Below are 19,258 nucleotides of genomic sequence, written 5' to 3'. Positions count from 1 at the left end.
AATTTCTTTTTCAATTTAAATTCAAAATAACATTGAGTTTCCTAATCCTAATTGTATGAGTCAGGATCAGAATCCTTTGCTGTTGTTTTTGGTTTTCATTTAAAAAGAAAAAATCAATTTAACTATAGCACATTTTTCAAATGAAAAAATTCATAATTGCCCTTATTTTAGGGTTTTCGGGTATGCTTTCTGCTCAAAACTCGGTGTCAGGAATCGTAACTGATAATCAAAATCAGCCATTACCGGGCGTTTCTGTTTATGCGCCAGAATTACATAAAGGAACAACAACTGATGCAAACGGAAAATACGAAATAAACAATCTTCCAAGCGGAAGTTTACGTCTGTCTTTTTCGTATGTTGGGTACGCTACTCAAAATAATACTATTCCTAAATTATTAAAACAAAACACTTTAGATGTTACACTTCTTGAATCGATTTTAGAAATGGATGAAGTTGTGGTTTCTACGCCTTTCAACAAATTGCAATCGCAAAACGTAATGAAAATTGAACATGAAAGTATTAAAACTTTACAACAAAAAGGAACTTCAACTTTAATTGAAGGCTTGGCCACTATTCCCGGAGTTTCGCAGATTTCTACAGGAACTTCTATCGGAAAACCTGTAATCCGAGGGTTAAGCGGTAACCGTGTTTTGGTTTATTCACAAGGTGTTCGTATCGAAAATCAGCAGTTTGGAGACGAGCATGGTTTAGGTTTAAACGATGCCGGAATTGAAAGTGTAGAAGTTATTAAAGGCCCTGCGTCATTATTATATGGTTCTGATGCCTTGGGAGGAGTTTTATATTTTAATCCTGAAAAATTTGCTGATGCCGGAACTTTTAAAGCCAATTTCAGTCAAAAATACTTCACGAATACACAAGGAAGCAATTCTTCTATCGGATTAAAAACTTCTACTGATAACTGGAAATTTCTGGCGCGTGGAAGTTACAACACGCATTCTGATTATAAAATTGCCGATGGCGACCGCGTAACAAATTCTCGTTATAATGAAACGGATTTTAAAACTGGAATTGGTTACAGTAATTCAAGCTTTTCAAGTGTTTTAAGATACAATTACAACAAGCTGGATATTGGAATTCCTGAAGATGGAATTGCAGAACAATCTTCAAGCAAAGACACGCAGTTTCCAAGACAGGGAATTTTCAACCATTTATTGAGTTTAAACAATGTGATCTTTTTTGAGAACTCAAAACTGGATGTTGATTTAGGTTATATCTCAAATGACAGAAGTGAATTTGAAGATAGTAACAATGCTTCACTTCACATGAAATTAAATACTTTAAATTATAATGCAAAATATCATTTTCCTAAATTCGGAAAAATCGAAACTATTGTAGGCGTTCAGGGAATGCATCAAACGAATAAGAATTCAGGTGAAGAATATTTAATTCCAGATGCGACTACGAATGATTTTGGTGTTTTTGGAACTGCAAATTACGAATGGAATAATAATGTTCTTCAGGCAGGATTACGTTTTGATAACAGAAACGTAACTTCTGATGCGCACGGAACTGAAGGTGAAGAAGGTTATTTTTTACCGCTTGACAAATCGTTTGACAGCTTTAATGCTTCTTTAGGCTATAAAACAAAACTGGCTGATCCGTTAACGCTTCGTTTAAATGTTGCAACTGGATTTAGAGCGCCAAACTTAGCTGAATTAACTTCAAACGGTGTTCACGAAGGAACAAATCGTTATGAAATTGGAAATGCTGATTTAAAAACAGAACAAAACGTTCAGACTGATTTGAATTTAGAATATAAAAACTCGCATTTTGAGTTTTTCGTAAACGGATTTTACAATCACGTAAACAATTATATCTACACTTCGCCAACCGGGGAAACGCGTGACGATAATGATGTTTTTGCATATGTTCAGGATAATGCACAATTGTACGGAGGTGAAGCTGGTATACACTTTCACCCACATCCTTTAGACTGGTTACATTTTGAAACTAGTTTTGAAACGGTTACTGGTAAAAAAGACAATGATGATTATTTACCTTTAATTCCGGCAAATAACTGGAATAATACATTAAGAACTGAATTCAATATCAAAAATTGGTTAAGTGAAGGTTTTGCTTCTTTGAATGTTTCTTCGACTTTCAACCAGGATAATGTGAGTGGTTTCGAAACTGCTTCTAAAGGTTATACTTTGGTTAATTTAGGTTTTGGAGGAACGGTAAAACTAGGAAAAACTGCTTTTGACATCAACCTGAACGGAAACAATTTATTTGACAAAAAATACATTGCACACCTTTCGAGATTAAAAACAGACGGTATTCCAAACATTGGAAGAAATATCGTTTTGGGGGTTAATTTTAATTTATAAATTTAACCGCAAGGCACGCAAGGAGTTTTTCGCAAAGTTCGCAAAGTTTTATTATTAGCCAACGCTTAAAAAATCTCGCAAAGTCGCAGAGACGCAAAGTTTAAAATTCTTTTGCGGCTTAGCGTCTTTGCGAGATTAAAATATTGCGAACTTTGCGAAAAAACTTTGCGCTCTTTGCGTTTAAATATATCTAACAAAAAGCGCTATTTTTGTTACAACAGATAAAAACTAACTATGAAAAAAACATTTTTATTAATGGCACTTACAACCGCAGGAATTTCGTTTGCACAAATAAAATATCCCGAAACCAAAAAAGGCGAAACTGTCGATATCTATTTTGACACAAAAGTAAGCGATCCTTACCGCTGGCTTGAAGATGATAAATCGGCAGAAACAGGTGCTTGGGTGAAAGCTGAAAATGAAGTAACGTATGGTTATTTAGATAAAATTCCGTTTCGTGAAGAACTAAAAAAACGAATGGAAAAACTTTGGAACTATGAAAAAATAGGCGCTCCATTTAAAGAAGGAAAATTTACGTATTATTCTAAAAATAACGGACTTCAGAATCAATCTGTTGTTTATAGAAAAGATCAAAGCGGTAAAGAAGAAGTTTTTCTTGACCCGAATACTTTCTCTAAAGACGGAACAACTTCTCTTGGAGGTTTAAATTTTTCTAAAGACGGAAACAAAGCAGCTTATGCAATTTCTGAAGGCGGAAGCGACTGGAGAAAAGTAATTATTATTGATGCTTTATCTAAAAAAGTTTTAGAAGATACTTTAGTTGATGTAAAGTTTAGCGGTATTTCATGGCTTGGAAATGAAGGTTTCTATTATTCAAGTTATGACAAACCAAAAGGAAGCGAATTATCTGCTAAAACAGATCAGCATAAATTGTATTTTCATAAGCTGGGAACTTCTCAAAAAGAAGATAAAGTCATTTTTGGAGCTGATCAAAAAAGAAGGTATGTTGGCGGTTATGTTACCGAAGACAATCATTATTTAGTAATTACTGCTGCCAATTCGACTTATGGAAATGAACTTTATATTAAAGATTTAAAAACGCCAGACAGCCCGATTGTTACGATTGTAGATAATTTTAATACTGACAATTCAATTATTGAAAACGAAGGAACAAGATTATTTATACACACAGACTACAACGCTCCTAACGGCCGTGTAGTTACAGTAGATTTCAGCAATCCAAAACCAGAAAACTGGAAGGATTTTATTAAAGAAACAGAGAATGTTTTATCTCCATCTACAGGAGGAGGATATTTCTTTGCTAATTATACCAAAGATGCCGTTTCGTTAGTTTTACAATATGATTACAGCGGTAAACTGGTTCGCGAAATTAAACTTCCTGCTGTTGGAACTGCCAGTGGATTTGGTGCTAAAAAAGAAGAAAAAATTCTTTACTACAGCTTTACAAATTATACAACTCCGGGATCTATTTTTTCTTTTGAACCAAAATCTGGGAAATCAGAAATCTATCAAAAACCAAAAGTTGATTTTAAAAGTGAAGATTACGAGTCTAAACAAGTTTTCTATACTTCAAAAGACGGCACAAAAGTTCCTATGATTATTACTTATAAAAAAGGAACAAAATTAGACAGTAAAAACCCAACAATCCTGTATGGCTATGGCGGATTCAACATTAATTTGACACCAAGTTTCAGTATTGCAAATGCCGTATGGATGGAAAACGGAGGAGTTTATGCTGTTGCCAATTTAAGAGGCGGCGGCGAATATGGTAAAAAATGGCACGATGCAGGAACAAAACTTCAAAAACAAAATGTATTTGATGATTTTATCGCTGCTGCAGAATATTTAATTGCTCAAAAATATACCTCATCTGATTATTTAGCTATTCGCGGAGGATCTAACGGAGGTTTATTAGTTGGGGCAACAATGACACAGCGTCCTGATTTAATGAAAGTAGCTTTGCCTGCTGTTGGTGTTATGGATATGCTTCGTTACCATACTTTTACAGCTGGTGCGGGTTGGGCATACGATTACGGAACTGCTCAGGACAGCAAAGAAATGTTTGAATATTTAAAAGGATATTCTCCTGTTCAAAACGTTAAAAAAGGTACTAAATATCCGGCAACAATGGTAACAACCGGAGATCATGACGATCGTGTTGTTCCGGCTCACAGTTTTAAATTTGCTGCTGAACTTCAAGACAAACAAGCGGGAGAAAATCCGGTTTTAATTCGTATTGATGTAAAAGCAGGTCACGGTGCAGGAAAATCTGTTGCAGCTACAATCCAGGAGAATGTAGATATTCAGGCTTTCACCCTTTACAGTATGGGTTTTAAAGCTTTACCTAAAAAGTAAGACTTTAAACTACGTTTTTTTTCGGCCATGAATTCACGAATTATTTTTGTGAATTTGTGGCTTTTTGTTTTGCCACGAATTGCACGAATTTCCACCAATTCAAATTTTTAAAAGCTGTGTCCTAATTATTTTTTTGCCACAGATTAAAGGATTTTCACAGATTAAAAAAAGTAAAACATAGCGAATAAATCATTTTAATGCTCTTAATCTGTGACAAAACTTCAAAAAATAAATTCGTGGAAATTAGTGTAATTCGTGGCAAACCTTTTTTTAAATTTGAATAACTAAAAAAAACCAAACCATGAAAATTATAAAATGGGGAATTATAGGCTGCGGTAATGTAACCGAAGTTAAAAGCGGGCCGGCTTTTCAGAAAGCTCCAAATTCAGCTTTAGTTGCTGTTATGCGAAGAGACGCTGTACTTGCAGAAGATTATGCCAAACGCCACAATGTTCCGAAATGGTATTCAAATGCCGTTGATTTAATAAATGATCCTGAAGTTGATGCGGTTTATATTGCTACACCGCCATCTTCTCACAAAGAATATACAATTTTATGTGCCAAGGCTGGAAAACCGGTTTATGTCGAAAAACCTATGGCTTTGACCTTTGAAGAATGTAATGAAATGATCAGCGTTTGCAAAGAAAACAATGTTCCGCTGTTTGTTGCTTATTATAGAAGGGCTTTACCTCGTTTTTTAAAAATAAAAGAAATGATCGATAAAGGTAAATTAGGAACTATCAGACACGTAAACTGTGTTTTATACCATCCTTTTGAAGAACGTTACGACGACGAAATCAATCTTCCTTGGACGGTTCTTCCTCATATTTCAGGAGGAGGTATTTTTGTTGATTTGGCCTGTCATACTTTAGACTTTCTGGATTTTGTTTTAGGTCCGATAAAATCAGTTCGCGGACATGCAACATCACAGCTTAAAGCTTATCCTGCAGAAGATTCGGTTTCAATGTCCTTTTTATTTGAAAACGGAATTCACGGAACCGGTTTATGGAATTTTGCCAGTTTTGAACGTTATGATAATACTGAAATCGTAGGAGATAAAGGTAAAATCTCGTTTTCGACTTTTGGAAATGATCCCGTTCATATTGAATATGCAAATGGAGAAAAAGAAAGTATTACGATCGAAAATCCGCTTCATATTCAGCAGCCTTTTGTAGAAACTGTAATGGCTCAACTTTTGGGTAAAGAAAATGCTTCTCCATCAAACGGAACTTCCGGAGCGAGAACCACTTGGGTTATTGATGAAGTGTTAAATGAATTTAGAATTTCTAAATCTTAATATTACCATTTCAATTGCCTCCAGCTAAAACTGAAGGATAAAAATTAAACATATTGAAGGCTTTAGCCGAACAAACGTTTGTTCAGCTAAAGCCTTTTATACTCAATCCTATTACACCTCCAGTTTTAGCTGGAGGCAATTAAAATTAAAATCTTCAGAATTTTAAATTTTGAAAAAGATAAACCCACAAAAAAGAGGATATTCTAACGAATATCCTCTTTCTAAAAAAAACTAAAAAACTTCTATAAAATTATAGGCTGTATCTTAAACCTAAAGTCAAACCTAAACCAGAAATTCCAACATAAGAACTAATATCATCTGTAGCTCTTGTATTATCAAATCCTGCAGCATTAGTTACTTTACTGTTTGAAGCTGTATTAATTTGATCAACATATTTCGTATGACTTGCAGAGTATGAAGCATCAGGACGGAAATTAGTAGGTGTATTTAATTTATCTACCCCGTTTTCTGTATATACTTCAGTTTCTTTTGTTTTTCCGTGAACAGTAAAGTTACGGTACTCTAATTCTCCAAAAACAGCAATATGTGTTCCTAATTTATATGATGTTCCTAATGCAGCCAAAAATCCAACTGTTGGATTAGGTTTTACTACATCTTTAGCATAACTAGTTACATTACCTGCTGGGGTTGTATAAGTTCTATTTGTTTTAATTGTCAAATCTCCATGAACTGGTACAATAACCCCTACTTTCGTGTAAGGCTCAAAACCGTGAGATTCTCCTAAAAACAACACAAGAGCTGGAGCAACATCAAAAGCCTGGATTTTTCCTACTGCTTTTCCAGTAGCAAATACAGGACCAGCGGCAACTAATCTGTTAGTAGTTTCAACCATAGTTTTACTAGCACTACTGAAATAGTTAAATCCTACTTCTACACCCAAACGAGTTGAAAAACGATATCCTGCAGTTATACCTGTACGAAATCCTTCTCCAAATGAACCATGATTTGTTTCTCTTGAAATTAAAGTTGTACCATCTGCTGCATAAACATCTGTATTAGGTAATGCTCCATTTACAATTGGAAATTCTGTCGCTGCTGTTTGAAGAAAATATGATCCCCCTAATTTAAAATACCAAGTTTCTGGCTTATCTGCACTTTCTGTTTGCGCCATTGCAGTCATCGAGCAAACTAATAATCCTAATAAAAATAGGCTCTTTTTCATAATTCTGATTTTAATTGTTTTATACAAACTTAGAATTTTTTAACATATTCTTATAATTTGCTTTGTTAGACTTGGAACGAAATCGTTGTAATTTTGGACAATATTACTAAAAAACTATTATGCATGCATAATTTTAACATTAAAAAAATGCATTCTGCTAAATTTTAACTGTTAAAATTTAATTCAGCTTAAAATTTATCTGCATTTTTTCCAATTCCTGCAGCAACTCGGCGGAAATTCTTACTTTTAGTCTTCTGCTTGGCATTGTGAGCTTCGTTACAACCTTTACTTCTTCCACCTCTTTTACCTCTTGCATCTTAGCTTCTGCAGCCGTTACTTCATTATCATCGCCTTCATCTTCAAAAACAGCATCTTCATTATCTTCAAATTCGCTTGTGGTTTCAACCTCAACTAAACGTTTTACATTTTCGATTTCCATGATTTCAAAACTCACGGAATTATCGCCTTTATTTTCATTGAATAAATGGCTTAACCTATGAATAAATTCGGTTTGTAAATCTTTTATATCCAGTAAAAGAATCAGTTTTTTGGCAAATGCTTCTAAAATATCCTGCAGCTGGCGAATCTCAACAAACTGCATTCTTGGATCGGATTTTTTACCTGTATCATGATTCACCCAGCCGTCTTTGATCACTATTTTTAAGTAGGCGAAATTGTTCTGAATCAGAAAATGGCGGAATTTTAAGTATTCTTCACCAAAAATCTTGAATTCATAACTTTCGTCATATCCTTCCAGATTAAATACCGCCCAGCCTTTTCCGTTTTTGGCTACTCGATGCTGAACGTTATTAATAATTCCGGCAAAGTTTAGATTTTTACCCACGTATTCATTCATACTTTTCAATGCTTCCAATCGAGCATTACAGAAGTATTTCATCTCAAACCTAAAATCATCAAGCGGATGACCAGAAATATAAATTCCGACAACCTCTTTTTCTTTAGCCAGTTTTTCCATTGTGCTCCAGTCTTCGCACGGAGGCACAACTGGCTCTGCAATCTGTACTTCGCTGGTTTCTCCAAACAAACTTACCTGTGACGAATTTTCATTTTCCTGAAATTTCGATCCATAGCGCATTGCTTTTTCGTAGAAAGTAATTCCGTCACCATCGTCATGAAAATATTGTGCTCTGGTTGTTCCTTCGAATGAATCAAAACCTCCCGCAAGTGCTAAGTTTTCAATTGCTTTTTTATTGGCTGCACGCAAATCAATTCGCTTCGCCAAATCAAAAATCGATTTATATCTTCCGTCTTTTCTATTTTCTACAATAGTTTCTACAGCTCCGGAACCTACACCTTTGATAGCTCCCATTCCGAAACGAACGGCATAATCATCGTTTACCGTAAATTTATAATATGATTCGTTTACGTCTGGCCCTAAAACCTGCAATCCCATACGTTTACATTCTTCCATGAAGAAAGAAACCTGTTTGATATCGTTCATGTTATTCGAAAGCACCGCTGCCATATATTCGGCAGGATAATGTGCTTTCAAATAAGCCGTTTGGTATGCAATCCAGGCATAACAAGTCGAGTGAGATTTGTTGAAGGCGTAACTCGCAAAGGCTTCCCAGTCTTTCCAGATTTTCTCCAGAATCTTGGCATCGTGACCTTTTTGTGCCGCTTGTTCCACAAACTTTGGCTTCATTTTATCTAGTACGTCTTTTTGTTTTTTACCCATCGCTTTACGCAATACGTCGGCCTCACCCTTTGTAAATCCTGCCAAAGACTGAGACAAAAGCATTACCTGCTCTTGGTAAACGGTAATTCCATAGGTTTCAGACAAATATTCGGCGCAGGCATCTAAATCGTATTTGATTTCTTCGTCACCGTTTTTTCTTCGAACGAAAGACGGAATATATTCCAAAGGTCCCGGACGATACAATGCATTCATGGCAATTAAATCTCCAAAAACCGTTGGCTTCAGGTCTTTCATGTATTTCTGCATCCCAGGCGACTCGTATTGAAAGATTCCAACCGTTTCACCTCTTTGGAAAAGCGCATACGTTTCTTCATCATCAATAGGAAATGTGTCTGGATCAAGATCAATTCCAACTCTATATTTTACCAGTTTTACGGTATCTTTTATCAGTGTAAGGGTCTTTAGACCCAAGAAGTCCATTTTAAGTAATCCGGCACTTTCTGCAACCGAGTTATCAAATTGTGTTACATATAAATCGGAATCTTTTGCTGTTGTTACAGGAACGTAATTCGTAATATCCGACGGTGTAATGATTACCCCACAGGCGTGAATTCCCGTGTTACGCATCGATCCTTCCAGAATTTTTGCCTGTTGAATGGTTTCTCCTGCCAAATCATCTTCATTGGCAATCGCGATTAATTCTTTTACATTGTCAAATTCATCCGAACGAAGTGCTTTTTTGACTTCTTCTTCGCTCTCTGAAATAAAACGCGCCAAATTCCATTTTGACGGCATCATTCCCGGAATCAGTTTTGCAATTCTATCGGCTTCGAATAATGGTAAATCCAGTACACGCGCCGTATCACGAATTGCCGATTTGGTTGCCATTTTACCATACGTGATAATCTGAGCCACCTGTTTTTGACCGTATTTATTGATTACATAATCCATTACACGTCCACGACCCTCATCATCAAAGTCAATATCAATATCGGGCATCGATACACGGTCAGGATTTAGGAAACGCTCAAAAAGCAAGTCGTATTTAATCGGGTCAATATTGGTAATTCCAAGGCAATAGGCAACGGCAGAACCCGCTGCAGATCCACGCCCGGGACCAACAGAAACGTCCATTTTTCTAGCTTCGGCAATGAAATCCTGTACAATCAAAAAGTAACCCGGATATCCTGAATTTGAAATTGTTAATAATTCAAAATCCAAACGTTCCTGAATTGATTCGGTTATTACGCCGTATCTTCTTTCAGCCCCTCTCATTGTAAGGTCTCGCAAATACGCATTTTCACCACGAACACCATTATCTTTTTCATCCTCAGGATCAACAAATTCTTCCGGAATATCAAATTTCGGAAGCAATACATCTCTGTAAAGAGAATATCCTTCAACTTTATCTATAATTTCCTGAATATTGATAATCGCTTCGGGTAAATCAGAAAAGAGTTTTTTCATCTCTGCTTCCGACTTGAAATAATATTCCTGATTTGGAAGTCCGTAACGGTAACCACGTCCACGTCCAATTGGCGTTGCCTGCTTTTCACCGTCTTTTACACAAAGTAAAATATCGTGCGCATTAGCATCTTCTTTATTTAAATAATAGGTATTGTTAGTCGCAATTAATTTGACTTCGTGTTTTTTCGAAAACTCAATCAGGGTTTTGTTCACACGATTTTCGTCTTCCTGATTGTGGCGCATCACTTCCAGATAGAAATCTTCGCCAAATTGTTCCTTCCACCAAATTAAAGCATCTTCGGCTTGGTTTTCTCCAATGTTTAGGATTTTACTCGGAATCTCTCCGTATAAATTCCCAGACAAAACCATAATATCTCCTTTGTATTTTTCGACGATATTTTTGTCAATTCTCGGCACATAATAAAATCCTTCGGTATACGCAATAGAAGCCATTTTGGCCAAGTTGTGATAACCTGCTTTGTTTTTAGCCATTAAAACAACTTGATAACCGTTGTCTTTTTTGCTTTTATCTAAGTGATTTTCGCAGATATTAAATTCACAGCCAACAATTGGTTTTACTTCGGTTTCTGTTGGTTCTTCTCCAGCTTCAACCAAAGCTTTATTTTTTCCAGATGCTGCTTTGTTGTGGTTCATAACGGCGCTCACAAAATGGAAAGCCCCCATCATGTTTCCAGTATCGGTCATTGCAACAGCCGGCATTCCGTTTTTGGCTGCAGCCGCAACAATATTTCCAATTCCGATAGTCGATTGAAGCACCGAAAACTGCGTGTGATTGTGTAAATGCGCAAATTTTGCTGCTTTGAAATCGGCTTTATCCGCTTCTGAAACTACGGTTTGGTTATCATCAGTCTGTAAAGCTTTAAGCTGTTCTCTGATTTTATCTGAAGCCGCTTTTAAATTGATGTGTTTTAAACCAATTAATGGAAATTCCTGCGGGTTTCTATCTTGAAATTCTTTGAAATATTCCTTCGGAACGTCTAATTCTTCTTTTGTAAAAACTTCTCTTCTAACCAATTCAAGGAAACAACGCGTAGTTGCCTCAACGTCGGCAGTTGCGTTGTGTGCTTCCGCGAAAGGTTTATCGAAAAGATAGCTGTGTAATTCCGTCAAAGTTGGAAGTTTGAATTTTCCTCCACGTCCTCCAGGAAGTTGTAATAATGAAGCCGTAACTTCGGTACAAGTATCCAAAACGGGCATTGAACTCATTTGAGACTCCACTCCCATTCGATGGAATTCGGCTCCCATAATATTAACGTCGAAACCTAAATTCTGTCCAACGATAAATTTGGTTTTGCTTAATGCGATATTGAATTTCTCCAGAACTTCGGCCAGCGAGATTCCATCGGCTTCAGCCAATTCAGTCGAGATTCCGTGAATACGCTCGGCATCATAAGGAATATTAAATCCTTCTGGTTTTACCAAGTAATCCTGATGCTCAATAAGCTGTCCCATTTCGTCATGCAGCTGCCACGCAATCTGTATACAGCGAGGCCAGTTATCAGAATCGGTAATTGGAGCATCCCAGCGTTTTGGTAATCCGGTTGTTTCGGTATCGAATATTAAATACATAGAGTTGTAAAAGTCAATTTTTAAAGCTCCAAATCCCAAATCACTCACATTGCAAAACATTGACAACATGAAACATACCTAAATGCGAAATGAAAAATGGAAGGAAGTCAAATTTACGCTTTTTTTTGGCTTCAAGAAATAAAGAATTCAACAAAAAGCATTAATCAAAATCATTATTACAAACTGTTAAAAACTAATAAAAATGATAAAATTTAGATTATTTAATCTTAAAAAATTCGATTATTCATTTTGGATACTCATTAGACCAAAATGAACACTTTTAAGCTGTACTGTATTCTGAACTTTGCTTCATCAAATTATAACAATTAAAAAATAATTATCATGAAAACAATTTTTATCACAGGCGCATCATCAGGTTTAGGAAAAGCAACAGCAAAATTATTTCACGAAAAAGGATGGAATGTAATTGCCACAATGAGAACTCCTGAAAAAGAAACAGAACTTTCTCAATTAAAAAACGTAACGCTTTTACCTTTAGACGTTACCAATTATGAACAGATACAAACTACAGTCCAAAAAGCTATTGCATTAAGCGACATTGACATCGTTTTCAATAATGCTGGTTATGGTTTAATTGGACCTTTAGAAAGTCTTTCTGACGATCAAATTACAAAACAGTTAAATACTAATTTATTAGGAGTAATTCGAGTTACCAATGCTTTTATTCCTTATTTCAGAGAAAGAAAAAACGGTTTATTTATCTCTACAACTTCTATCGGCGGATTAATCGCTTTCCCTTTAGGGTCTGTTTATCACGCAACAAAATGGGGATTGGAAGGCTGGAGCGAAAGTATGGCTTACGAATTAAATCCGTTTGGTGTACATATTAAAACGGTTTCTCCGGGTGGCATTAAAACAGAATTTCTTCACGGTTCTCTTGATACAGGAGCACAACCTGAGTACGAAGCGATGACCAACAGTATGTTTGCAGGTGTTCAAACAATGTTTGAAATGGCATCAACTCCAGAGCAAATTGCCGATGTTGTTTATGAAGCAGCAACCGACGGAAAAAATCAATTAAGATATGTTGCCGGAGAAGATGCAAAAGCCCTTTACAAACAACGATTAGAATTAGGTGCAGAGACTTTTCGTACCGAATTTGGAAAACAGTTTTTAGGTGCATAATTCATCCAGACTAGTACCGTTTAGGTTTTCGAAAACCGAACGGTATTAGTCCTTTAATTTTCTTACTTTTATATCATGGAAAAGAAAAACAATAATCCGGAAAAAATCTCTTCTATATCGCAGTTTCACGATCTGCTTCGATTGCCAAAACCACTTCATCCGATGATGAGTTTGGTTGATAATACGCAATTGGTCATAAATGAAGACTTAGCAAATCATGCTTTTTTGCTTGATTTCTATAAGGTATCTTATAAGTTTTCGACCAACGGAAAAATGGGTTATGGTCAGGGTTATTATGATTTTAACGAAGGCGGACTCCTCTTTGCTTCTCCCAATCAATTGATCTTTACAGAAAATGAAGAAGGCGCTGAATATGGTGGTTACACTCTTTTATTTCATCCCGATTTTATTCGAAATTATCCTTTGGGAAAAAATATCAAAAAATACGGTTTCTTTTCTTATGACACTAATGAAGCATTGCATCTTTCAGACAGTGAAAAAACAATCATTATTGGATTATTACAAAGTATCGACAACGAACTTAATACAGCAATAGACGAAATGAGTCAGGATGTGATTGTTTCTTATATTGATGTTCTGCTGAATTACAGCAATCGTTTTTACAAACGCCAATTCATTACGAGAAAAACAATCAGTAACGATTTATTATTAAAAGTTGAAGAAACTTTGGACAACTATATCAGTAATGCAGAAACCTTGAAAAAAGGATTGCCAACAGTTGAATTTCTGGCTTCACAGATTAATGTTTCGAGCCATTATCTCAGCGACATGCTTCGCAATTTGACTGGATTAAATGCTCAACAGCATATTCATTCGAAATTAATTGAAAAATCAAAAGATTTTCTCATGACTACCAATCTTTCGGTAGCAGAAATTGCGTATCAATTAGGTTTTGAATATCCTCAGTCGTTTAGCAAACTGTTTAAAAAGAAAACCAATCTTACTCCATTAAAGTTTAAAAACTCATTGAATTAATCTTCAAAATTATTCTCTTCAAAAAAGCCATTTTTGCCTTAAAAAAGCATCAAATTTCATAAAAATACACTTCTTGGATGTCGTAGTATTTAGAGGGTTTATTGAATCTAAATAACATCTTAAAAACTCCTTTAAAAGCCTCCAAAAACCAACAAAGCACTCCTTTTGTAAAGAAATCAAAACTAACAATTATTACTATTTTTATTCATTTTGTTAGATTTTTTCAATTAAATTCTTATATTTTATAGTGATTTTGAAATAAATTTGCAAACTATTAAAACAAAAAACAATCAATAAAAATTAAAGTTGAAAAAGAAAAGCAAAGTCATTTTCTAAATCATTTTTCTGCCAAAATTCAAGTCGCAAAAGCAGTTTAGCAATTTGTATTTTAGTTTGGGTATCGTATATAATGAAATATCGAAATTGACGCTTTTGTATCTTTTTTTACTTTTGTTTTGCTATTATAATGAACAGGAAATTGCTGTGGTTATAGAAATTACAATTAAAAAAAATAAAAAATGAGTAAGACATTATTTGACAAAGTATGGGATTCACATGTAGTGCGTAAAATTGAAGATGGACCAGATGTGTTTTTTATTGACCGTCATTTCATTCATGAAGTTACGAGTCCTGTTGCTTTTTTAGGATTAAAATCAAGAGGCGTTAACGTTTTATACCCACAACGTACTTTTGCAACTGCAGATCACAATACCCCAACTATAAACCAGCATTTACCAGTTCAGGACCCTTTATCAGCAAATCAGCTTCAGGCTCTTGAAGACAATGCTGCAGAATACGGAATCTCACACTGGGGATTAGGTCACCAAAAAAATGGTATTGTACACGTGGTTGGTCCTGAAAACGGAATTACTTTGCCAGGTGCTACTATTGTATGTGGAGATTCACATACGTCTACTCACGGTGCTTTTGGAGCTATTGCTTTTGGTATCGGAACTTCTGAGGTTGAGATGGTGCTTTCTACACAATGTATCATGCAGCCTAAACCAAAGAAAATGCGTATTAACGTAAACGGTCAATTAAGTAAAGGTGTTGGTCCAAAAGACGTTGCACTTTATATTATTGCTCAGTTAACTACTTCTGGAGGAACAGGTTATTTTGTTGAATATGCTGGTGATGTTTTTGAAAACATGACTATGGAAGGTCGTATGACGGTTTGTAATTTAAGTATCGAAATGGGTGCTCGTGGCGGAATGATCGCTCCTGACCAAACTACTTTCGATTTCCTTGAAGGAAGATTATACGCTCCAAAAGGTGAAGCTTGGACAAAAGCTGTTGAATACTGGAAAACTTTAAAAACGGATGCTGATGCTGTTTTTGATTCTGAATTAAACATCAAAGCTTCAGACATTGAACCAATGATTACTTACGGTACTAACCCGGGAATGGGAATTGGTATCACAAAACATATTCCGAATGCCAACCAAGTTGAAGGCGGTGCCGAAACTTATAAAAAATCTTTGGCTTACATGGGATTCCATGAAGATGATGTAATGATTGGAAAGCCAATTGATTATGTTTTCTTAGGAAGCTGTACAAACGGACGTATTGAAGATTTCAGGGCTTTCGCCGAAATTGTAAAAGGAAGAAAAAAAGCAGATAATGTTACCGCTTGGTTAGTTCCGGGTTCTCACGTTGTTGAAGCGCAGATTAAAGAAGAAGGAATTTTAGATATTTTGACTGAAGCTGGTTTCGTATTACGTCAGCCGGGTTGTTCAGCTTGTTTAGCAATGAACGATGATAAAGTTCCTGCTGGAAAATATGCAGTAAGTACTTCAAACAGAAACTTTGAAGGTCGTCAGGGTCCTGGTTCAAGAACGCTTTTAGCAAGTCCAATTATGGCCGCTGCAGCTGCAGTTACAGGAAAGTTGACAGATCCTAGAGAGTTGTTTTAATTGCATCACCAGGCAGAAATATTCATGAAAAAAATAGTATTCGTATTTACAATTTTAGCTTTTTATTCTTGCAATCAATCTTTAGAAGATAAAATTGCCGGTAAATGGAATTTTGAAAGTGTAGATTCTAAAATACTAGATGTTTCTGAATTGCGGTACAAAAATTCTAATGTAAATCTCAGCAATTTGCTGGGGAGCAGTTTTTACGAAACGAATTATTTGTTTTTCCAAAAGCAAAAAAGCTATAGAGGTGTTTTAGGCGTTTACAATGGAATTTATACCGATGGTAATTGGTCTTTTAATGAAAATGATTCAATTGTGTCATTTACTGAAAACAGAATCACAAAACCATTTCTAAAAATTAAATCTGTAAGCGACAAAGAATTGCGATTTAATCTTGTGAGCAAACATCCAACTATTGTTAATCTTATGGATTTTGTTTTTGTAAAAGAGAATGAGGAATTAAGTAATTCGAAATTCGATTATACTCAAAAGCAGTTTAATTTATGGAGAAAAGCTCCGGATGAACCTGAAGATTTAAATCAAATATCAAAACGAGTAAAGCAATGTCTTGAATATTCGGTTATGTATTTGAAATATAACTTAGAACAAAAGAAAAGCAGCGTTTCATTAAAAGAAATAAGTTTTCTGCCGTTTAATTTTTACGATAACGGAATCGAATTAAAAGAGTCCGATGAATTACAAAAATGGGACAATCTCTTTTTTAGTAATGTAGATGCCTTAAATGGACGTGAAATTATTAGACAAATTATTAGAACTGATTTCAGTTTACCAGAAGACAAAAGTGGATTAGAGTTAAATATCTACATATTAGAAGAGATAAAAAATAGAATAAAATAAAAAAGAACAAAATGGCTTACGATAAATTTAATATACTAACAAGCAGTGCTGTACCATTGCCAATTGAAAACGTTGATACAGATCAAATTATTCCGGCTCGTTTTTTAAAAGCTACAAAACGTGAAGGTTTTGGAGACAATCTTTTTAGAGACTGGAGATATAACGGTGACGATACTCCAAAAGCTGATTTCGTTTTAAACAATTCAACTTACTCAGGAAAAATCTTGGTTGGAGGAAAAAACTTTGGTTCTGGATCTTCAAGAGAGCACGCTGCATGGGCAGTTTACGATTACGGTTTTAGAGCTGTAGTTTCTAGTTTCTTTGCCGATATCTTCAAAGGAAACTGTTTGAATATTGGTGTTTTGCCAGTTCAGGTGAGCCCTGAATTTGCTGATACCATCTTTAAAGCAATTGAAGCTGATCCTAAAACAGAATTAGAAATCAATTTGCCAAATCAAACCATTACTTTGTTAGCAACGGGTCAATCAGAATCGTTTGCAATTAATGGCTACAAAAAGAACAACATGATTAATGGCTTTGATGACATTGATTATTTACAAAATATTAAAGGAGATATTGAGGCTTTCGCCGATAAACTTCCTTACTAAATAGAAATCTCATTCAGGATATTAGACCCGACAGGTTTCAAAAACCAGTCGGGTCTTTCTAAATTAAATGAGAAAACATAGTACACGGATAAAACAGCTTTACTATCGCAGATACTCGTAAAAAAAATGAGTCTCTTTTAGTTAAGTAAAAATTCGTTATAGTCTGCGTCTTCGCAAAGCGAATCCGTAAAATCAGTTTTCAAATTAAAATATAGGATATCAGTAGTATCCAAACAGTTAGAAATATAGATTATCAATATGGAAAAAAGAAAAATTGAAATAATGGATACGACACTTCGTGATGGTGAACAAACCTCGGGAGTTTCATTTTCTGCTGCAGAAAAACTAACCATTGCGCAATTGTTGTTGGAGGAATTAAATATTGATAGAATCGAAATTGCTTCGGCGCGAGTAAGCGAAGGAGAATTTCAAGCCGTAAAAGGCATTACTTCATGGGCTGAAGAACGCGGTTATATTGACCGAATCGAAGTGCTTTCGTTTGTTGATGGAGGTGTTTCGATTGACTGGATGAAAAAAGCCGGAGCCAAAGTGCAGAATTTGCTGACCAAAGGTTCAATGAATCATTTAACACATCAATTAAAAAAAACACCAGAACAGCATTTTTCTGAAATTGCTCAAATTATAACTTTAGCAAAAGAAAACAATATTGAAACCAATGTTTATCTGGAAGACTGGAGCAACGGAATGCGAAATTCTCCTGAATATGTTTTTCAATTTCTGGATTTCTTGTCAACTCAGCCAATTAAAAGAATTTTACTTCCAGATACTTTAGGTGTTTTAATTCCATCTCTGACTTTTGAGTTTATCTCGAAAATCCGAGTAAAATACCCAAACATTCATTTTGATTTTCATGCACATAATGATTACGATTTAAGTATTGCAAATGTTATGGAAGCCATAAAAGGCGGTATAAACGGACTTCATGTAACCGTAAACGGAATGGGAGAACGCGCCGGAAATGCGCCGCTTGAAAGCACTGTTGCTGTAATCAATGATTATCTGCCAGAAGTAAAAATTGACATTAAAGAAACTTCTTTATATACGGTTAGTAAATTGGTTGAAACTTTTACCGGATATAGAATTCCTGCTAATAAACCCATTGTTGGCGATAATGTTTTTACACAAACAGCTGGAATCCATGCTGATGGAGACAATAAAAACAACTTGTATTTTAACGATTTGCTTCCGGAACGTTTTGGAAGAAAAAGAAAATATGCTTTAGGAAAAACTTCTGGAAAAGCCAATATCGAGAAAAATCTTCAGGAATTAGGTTTAAAACTAAATAACGAAGATTTGAAATTGGTTACTCAAAGAATTATTGAACTGGGCGATAAGAAAGAAACCGTTACCAAGGAAGATCTTCCATACATTATTTCAGATGTTTTGGATAGTCATACTTATGAAGATAAAATTACCATAGAGTCGTATGTATTAATGCATTCAAAAGGAATGCGCCCCTCAACAACTTTGTTATTAAAAATTGATGGTGAAGTTATAGAAGAAAATGCGCAGGGCGATGGTCAGTTTGATGCCTTTATGAACGCTTTATCCAAGATTTATAAAAGTAAAAAACTTACGCTTCCAAAATTGATTGATTACGCAGTTAGAATTCCACCGGGAAGCAGTTCTGATGCCTTGTGTGAAACCATCATTACATGGGTAAACAACGGAAAAGAATTCAAAACCCGCGGCTTAGATTCTGATCAGACTGTCGCTGCAATAATTGCAACACAAAAAATGCTGAACGTAATAACTCCATAATCTGATCCTGCAAATTATCAGCATAAAACAACTTTAGACATTATTAAGATTATAATTACTTTTGCGCTCT

11 protein-coding genes are annotated in these 19,258 nt (G+C 35.2%); 9 read left to right on the top strand and 2 right to left on the bottom strand.

Annotation, left to right across the window (positions count from 1 at the left end):
* Positions 1-140 precede the first annotated feature (140 nt).
* From L1276_RS09015 to L1276_RS09005, 3 genes are all read left to right on the top strand, one after another.
* The gene (locus L1276_RS09015) at positions 141-2,348 is read left to right on the top strand and encodes a TonB-dependent receptor (RefSeq protein WP_253786993.1); all 2,208 of its coding nucleotides are present in this window, start codon (positions 141-143) and stop codon (positions 2,346-2,348) included.
* A 234-nt stretch (positions 2,349-2,582) separates the two neighbouring features.
* Positions 2,583-4,685 (top strand): prolyl oligopeptidase family protein, encoded by a 2,103-nt coding sequence (locus L1276_RS09010; protein WP_253786991.1) that lies wholly within the window; start codon positions 2,583-2,585, stop codon positions 4,683-4,685.
* A gap of 301 nt (positions 4,686-4,986) precedes the next feature.
* On the top strand, positions 4,987-5,982 hold the full coding sequence (locus tag L1276_RS09005; RefSeq protein ID WP_253786989.1) for a Gfo/Idh/MocA family protein: 996 nt from the start codon (positions 4,987-4,989) through the stop codon (positions 5,980-5,982).
* 250 nt (positions 5,983-6,232) lie between these two features.
* Here L1276_RS09005 and L1276_RS09000 read toward each other — a convergent pair whose 3' ends face one another.
* Together L1276_RS09000 and dnaE are read right to left on the bottom strand one after the other, a co-directional pair.
* Positions 6,233-7,165 (bottom strand): outer membrane beta-barrel protein, encoded by a 933-nt coding sequence (locus L1276_RS09000; protein WP_253786987.1) that lies wholly within the window; start codon positions 7,163-7,165, stop codon positions 6,233-6,235.
* Positions 7,166-7,343: 178 nt separating this feature from the next.
* Positions 7,344-11,882 (bottom strand): DNA polymerase III subunit alpha, encoded by a 4,539-nt coding sequence (gene dnaE / locus L1276_RS08995; RefSeq protein ID WP_253786986.1) that lies wholly within the window; start codon positions 11,880-11,882, stop codon positions 7,344-7,346.
* Positions 11,883-12,224: 342 nt separating this feature from the next.
* On the opposite strand from dnaE, the gene L1276_RS08990 reads away from it, so the two are divergent.
* From L1276_RS08990 to L1276_RS08965, 6 genes are all read left to right on the top strand, one after another.
* On the top strand, positions 12,225-13,028 hold the full coding sequence (locus L1276_RS08990) for an SDR family oxidoreductase (RefSeq protein WP_253786984.1): 804 nt from the start codon (positions 12,225-12,227) through the stop codon (positions 13,026-13,028).
* A 75-nt stretch (positions 13,029-13,103) separates the two neighbouring features.
* Positions 13,104-14,024, top strand: a complete 921-nt coding sequence (locus L1276_RS08985; protein WP_253786982.1) for an AraC family transcriptional regulator — start codon at positions 13,104-13,106, stop codon at positions 14,022-14,024.
* A gap of 518 nt (positions 14,025-14,542) precedes the next feature.
* Positions 14,543-15,937, top strand: a complete 1,395-nt coding sequence (gene leuC, locus L1276_RS08980) for a 3-isopropylmalate dehydratase large subunit (protein ID WP_253786980.1) — start codon at positions 14,543-14,545, stop codon at positions 15,935-15,937.
* 24 nt (positions 15,938-15,961) lie between these two features.
* Positions 15,962-16,798 carry a hypothetical protein gene (locus L1276_RS08975; protein ID WP_253786978.1) on the top strand — a complete coding sequence of 279 codons (837 nt, stop codon included), beginning with the start codon at positions 15,962-15,964 and terminating at the stop codon, positions 16,796-16,798.
* A gap of 11 nt (positions 16,799-16,809) precedes the next feature.
* Entirely contained in the window at positions 16,810-17,406 is a 597-nt protein-coding gene (gene leuD / locus L1276_RS08970; RefSeq protein WP_253786976.1) for a 3-isopropylmalate dehydratase small subunit, read from the top strand.
* Between the two features lie 258 nt (positions 17,407-17,664).
* On the top strand, positions 17,665-19,188 hold the full coding sequence (locus L1276_RS08965) for an alpha-isopropylmalate synthase regulatory domain-containing protein (protein ID WP_253786975.1): 1,524 nt from the start codon (positions 17,665-17,667) through the stop codon (positions 19,186-19,188).
* Positions 19,189-19,258: the final 70 nt, after the last annotated feature.

The organism is Flavobacterium sp. HSC-32F16 (assembly GCF_024171645.1).
GTDB lineage: Bacteria > Bacteroidota > Bacteroidia > Flavobacteriales > Flavobacteriaceae > Flavobacterium.
The sequence above is the reverse complement of the archived record's forward strand: the minus strand, read 5'-3'. Positions and strand labels throughout refer to the sequence as shown.